This is a genomic window from Microcystis sp. M44BS1 (assembly GCF_020244875.1).
Lineage (GTDB): Bacteria > Cyanobacteriota > Cyanobacteriia > Cyanobacteriales > Microcystaceae > Microcystis > Microcystis panniformis.
The window spans coordinates 1-4,616 of sequence record NZ_JADBVM010000155.1 but is presented as its reverse complement, the minus strand read 5'-3'; the positions used below and the strand labels follow the sequence as shown (position 1 = coordinate 4,616).

1 protein-coding gene is annotated in these 4,616 nt (G+C 50.9%); it reads left to right on the top strand.

From position 1 onward, the window contains the following. Positions 1–136: 136 nt before the first annotated feature. A complete protein-coding gene (locus IM515_RS12640; protein WP_287628428.1) occupies positions 137–4,174 on the top strand; it encodes a S8 family serine peptidase in 4,038 nt (1,345 codons plus the stop codon). Positions 4,175–4,616 lie beyond the last annotated feature (442 nt).

The following is a 4,616-nucleotide window of genomic DNA, read 5'->3' as shown; positions in this document are numbered from 1 at the left end:
GCCAAGCTTTTCTGGTCGGAACCCCCTAAGCCGAGTTTTCAAGGTGCTGCGCCGTCCACTTGGTTTTCGAGACTGGCCTTTTAATTCTAACGTAAAGCCAACCTAGAACGGCGGGGTTTCAGACCCAAAATTTCCGATGAAGACGACACAAGTAAGTTCCGATTTATCTAGTACAAATATGACATCTCCAGCAGATTCTTTGAGTTTTGAGCAATCCTTTCCAATCACCTTTGATTTAACAGGTTCCCACGATTTAACTGTATCGAGGGAAACTTCTCCCTTAGGAGTCCTGAACTCTAACCCCTCCCCATCTAAAGTCTCCTCGGAGGCCCCCACGGTTCCAGTCTCCCCTGCTACTACGAGTCAAGTGGTCTTTCCCGCTTCCCTCAGTATTAACTCTTCTGGTTATCCCACCAGTCCAGCGTCGAGTCCTGCCTCTGTACCCACCGCTGCCCCCGTCACCACCAGTCCAGCGTCGGGTCCTGCCTCTGTACCCACTGCCGACCCCGTCACCTCAGAGCTAGAACCGGCAGCAACTAGCACTCTTGCCCCTTATGCTCCCAATCAACTCATTGTCAAGTTTAAGCAAGGGATCGCCAGCGCCCAAGTTGCTCAGTTTCAGTCCCTCTTTGGTGCTGTCAGCACCCAGACGATTAGGCTAACGGGGGCGCAGGTTTGGAAGTTATCGGGGTCGCTCTCTGTGGAGAAGATTCTGGCAAAATATCGCTCCAATCCGATTTTTGAATACATACAACCCGACTATATTCGGACGCTGGGTACAATTAGTACCCAGGCGACATTCCCCAATGACCCCAGTTTTAATCAACTTTGGGGACTGCATAACACCGGACAAAATGGTGGTACTCCCGATGCCGATATTGATGCCCCTGAAGCCTGGGACATTCAAACTGGCAATCCTAATTTAGTGATTGGGGTCATTGATACGGGAGTTGACTACAATCATCCCGATTTGGCCGGTAATATCTGGACAAACCCGGGGGAAATTGCCGGAGATGGCATTGACAACGATGGCAATGGCTACATTGATGACATTCACGGTTGGGACTTTGCCTATAACGACAATGACCCCAGTGATGTTCATGGTCACGGAACCCATGTTTCGGGAACCATTGCTGGCAAAGGAAATAATGGGGTCGGCGTGACGGGGGTGGCTTGGAATGCCAAAATCATGCCGCTGAAGTTTTTGAATGATCAAGGATCAGGCTCTACCTCCAATGCTATTTTGGCAATTAACTATGCGACGGCCAAAGGAGTTAAGCTCACCAATAACTCCTGGGGAGGCGGCGTTTATAGTCAAGCCCTCTACGATGCGATTAACGCGGCGGGTCAGGCGGGAGCTTTATTTATTGCGGCGGCTGGTAATGATGCAAAAAACACTGACACAAGCCCCTCCTATCCTGCCAGCTACGACCTCCCTAATATTATTTCCGTTGCTTCTACCACCCGCACCGATGCTCTCTCTTCCTTTTCTAACTATGGCTTAACCAGCGTAGATTTAGGTGCGCCTGGTTCAGACATTTACAGTCTGGCTCCTGGTGGTGGATATGCGACCCTTTCAGGGACATCCATGGCCAGTCCCCATGTCACCGGGGCGGCGGCTTTGTTGTGGTCACAAAATCCCACCTGGACGGCACAACAGGTGAAAAACACCTTAATGAACACGGGGGATCCGATTGCGGCTTTAGCAGGGAAAACGGTTTCTGGTAAGCGGCTCAATGTTTTTAATGCTTTGGCGGCTAACTTACCTTCCGTAACCGTCAGTGTCAGCCCGGCCAGTGTGCAGGAAGACGGTACGACTAACTTGGTTTATACCTTTACTCGCACTAACTTAAACCTGAGTTCTCCCCTGACCGTTAACTTCGGGGCGAGTGGCATAGCCAACGCTGCTCCGGTGGGAAGCGACCCAGCCGATTACAACCTATTAACAGGTAGTGCTGTCACCTTTGACCCGACGACGAAATTAGGAACCGTCACTTTTGCCCCCGGTGCGACAACGGCAACGGTCGAGGTTGATCCGATTGCTGACACCGTACAGGAAAACAGCGAATCAGTTATTTTAACCGTCAATTCTGGGACGGGCTACATTGATGGTTCTCCTAATACAGCAACGGGAACTATTATTTCTGAGGAAGGATTTACCACCTACTTCTCGGATGATTTTGCCAATAACAGCCAGGGTTGGACTCTGGGGACAGAATGGCAAATCGGTGCCGCCACAACTTCTACGGGTCAAAATTATGGCAACCCTGATCCCGGAACGGACAATACTCCCACAGCCGATAATGGTGTAGCTGGGGTTGTTATTGGTGGAAATGCCTCTACAGCCTTGCACGGCTTCTATTATTTAACCAGTCCGGTTATCAACACCAGCACGGCCAATCAATTGTTCTTTGAATTTGCCCGTTGGCTCAATAGTGACTACACTCCCTATATGCAGAACACAGTTGAGATCTTCAACGGTTCTAGCTGGGTCAATCTCTGGAGTTCAGGAGCTTCTCCAGAAGTCCAAGATAACGCTTGGACCCCTCAACAATTTGATATTAGTGCCTACAAGAGTGCCTCAACTCAAATTCGTTTCGGGTTCAATGTTGGTAGCTCTGATGTATATACAGTAAGTTCGTGGAACCTTGATGATGTCAAAATCTATGGTGATGGCGGTGTTACGACAAAATCAATCTCGATCGCCAAGACCACCGATGGTAACGAAGCAGGTCCAGTGAGCAGTGTCTTTACCCTGACTCGTACAGGCGACCTCTCCAGTGCCTTAACCGTCAACTACACCTTGGCGGGTACTGCTACCCTCGGCAGCGACTACAATGATCCCAGTTTAGGCCAAGCCACCTTTGCGGCAGGTGCGGACAAAGCCACTATCACTCTGCCCACCAAAGATGACCTCTTGAGTGAGCCCAGCGAAACCATCATCACCACAATTACCGCCCCCGCTGGCTACACTATCACTGGACCCGACACGGCTACGGCGACGATCATCGATGACGACCTTGGCACCCTCACTCTGGTGAAAACCACCGATGGGAAGGAAGCAGGTCCAGTGAGCAGTGTCTTTACCCTCACCCGCACCGGCGACCTCTCCAGTGCCTTAACCGTCAACTACACCCTAGGGGGGACAGCGACTCCAGGTGTTGACTACACAGGCACTACTCCTAACAGCGTCACCTTTGCGGCAGGTTCCTCCAAAGCTACCATCACTCTGCCCACCAAAGATGACCTCTTGAGTGATCCCAGCGAAACCATCATCACCACAATTACCGCCCCCGTCGGCTACACTATCAGTGGACCCGACACGGCTACGGCCACCATTCTTGACAATGATGGTAACTTGGACAATAACAACTTGGTCGGGACAAGCTTTGCCGATGCCCTAGCTGGAGGGGGAGGTAATGACACTCTTAATGGTGCAGCGGATAATGACACCCTCGATGGCGGTGTTGGTGTTGACTTGATGGATGGTGGTGATAACAACGACACCTACTACGTGGACAATGTGGGCGATATCGTGAAAGAAAGCTCCGACGATGCCCTAGGTGGGACGGCTGATACGGTATTTGCCTCAGTCACTTATTCTCTAGCACCGGGGACACCTGGTAAGCAAGGATATGGGATTGAGAACTTGACCCTGACGGGAGATGCCAATATCAACGCTACTGGCAATGGCAAAAACAACGTCCTCACGGGCAACAGTGGCAGCAATGTCCTCAATGGCGGCCTTGGTAACGACACCCTCAATGGCGACTTGGGTCTGGATACTCTTACTGGTGGTGCTGGAAACGATTTCTTCAGGTTCGACAACGTAGAGAACAGTGATCTGATCACCGACTTCTCCGTAGCCAATGACACAATCATTCTGGCGAACAGTCTTGACGGCACTTTGACCGGCTCCCTTGGTATGGGGATCAAGGGTCTGGTCTTTAATAGTGCTAATGCGAACGGAAGTGTCCTTAACGCTGCCTGGTTCTTCAAGGGAGCGGGGTTCACTGGGGGAGCATCGGGAAACCCCGCCGGCATCTACGTCAACACTAGCAACGGCGACATCTGGTATAACGATTCCACCGTCGTCGGTAGTTACCTAATGGCCAATGTTGGGGCTGGTGCCGCGGCTGGCATGACCAATCTCGACTTCGTTTACAGAGTTTGACGTACCCCACGTCCGTTTACGGACGTGGATTCTTCTAGCATCACTGCTGTGAATTTATGGCTCAACGAGTCCACTTGAATTAGATTCCTGGCGAAATCCCACCCAGAGGTGGTTCTCTCCTCAGACTTTCGCTCCCTTACAGAAGCCTGTTCTCGGAGGCCCCTACGATACAGTTCAAAACCTCTAAAATACTTGGTTTCTCTGGTACTTGACGCTGAGAGCTTTTACCTATAGGAGCATTCCCCTATAGAACCCCATAACGGAGGCAGGGGGCGGTCGGCCGTTTTTGTAACGGGGATTTATACCTGGACTTCCCCCGTATAAACATACTAGCTATGGCTAAAAGTCTTACAGAGCCTGAGTTCAAGCAATGAAATACTAATGAACTACTGGACACAAAATCCTGAAGTTCTTACGCCGATAGGGTTTGAGGCAAAAATTT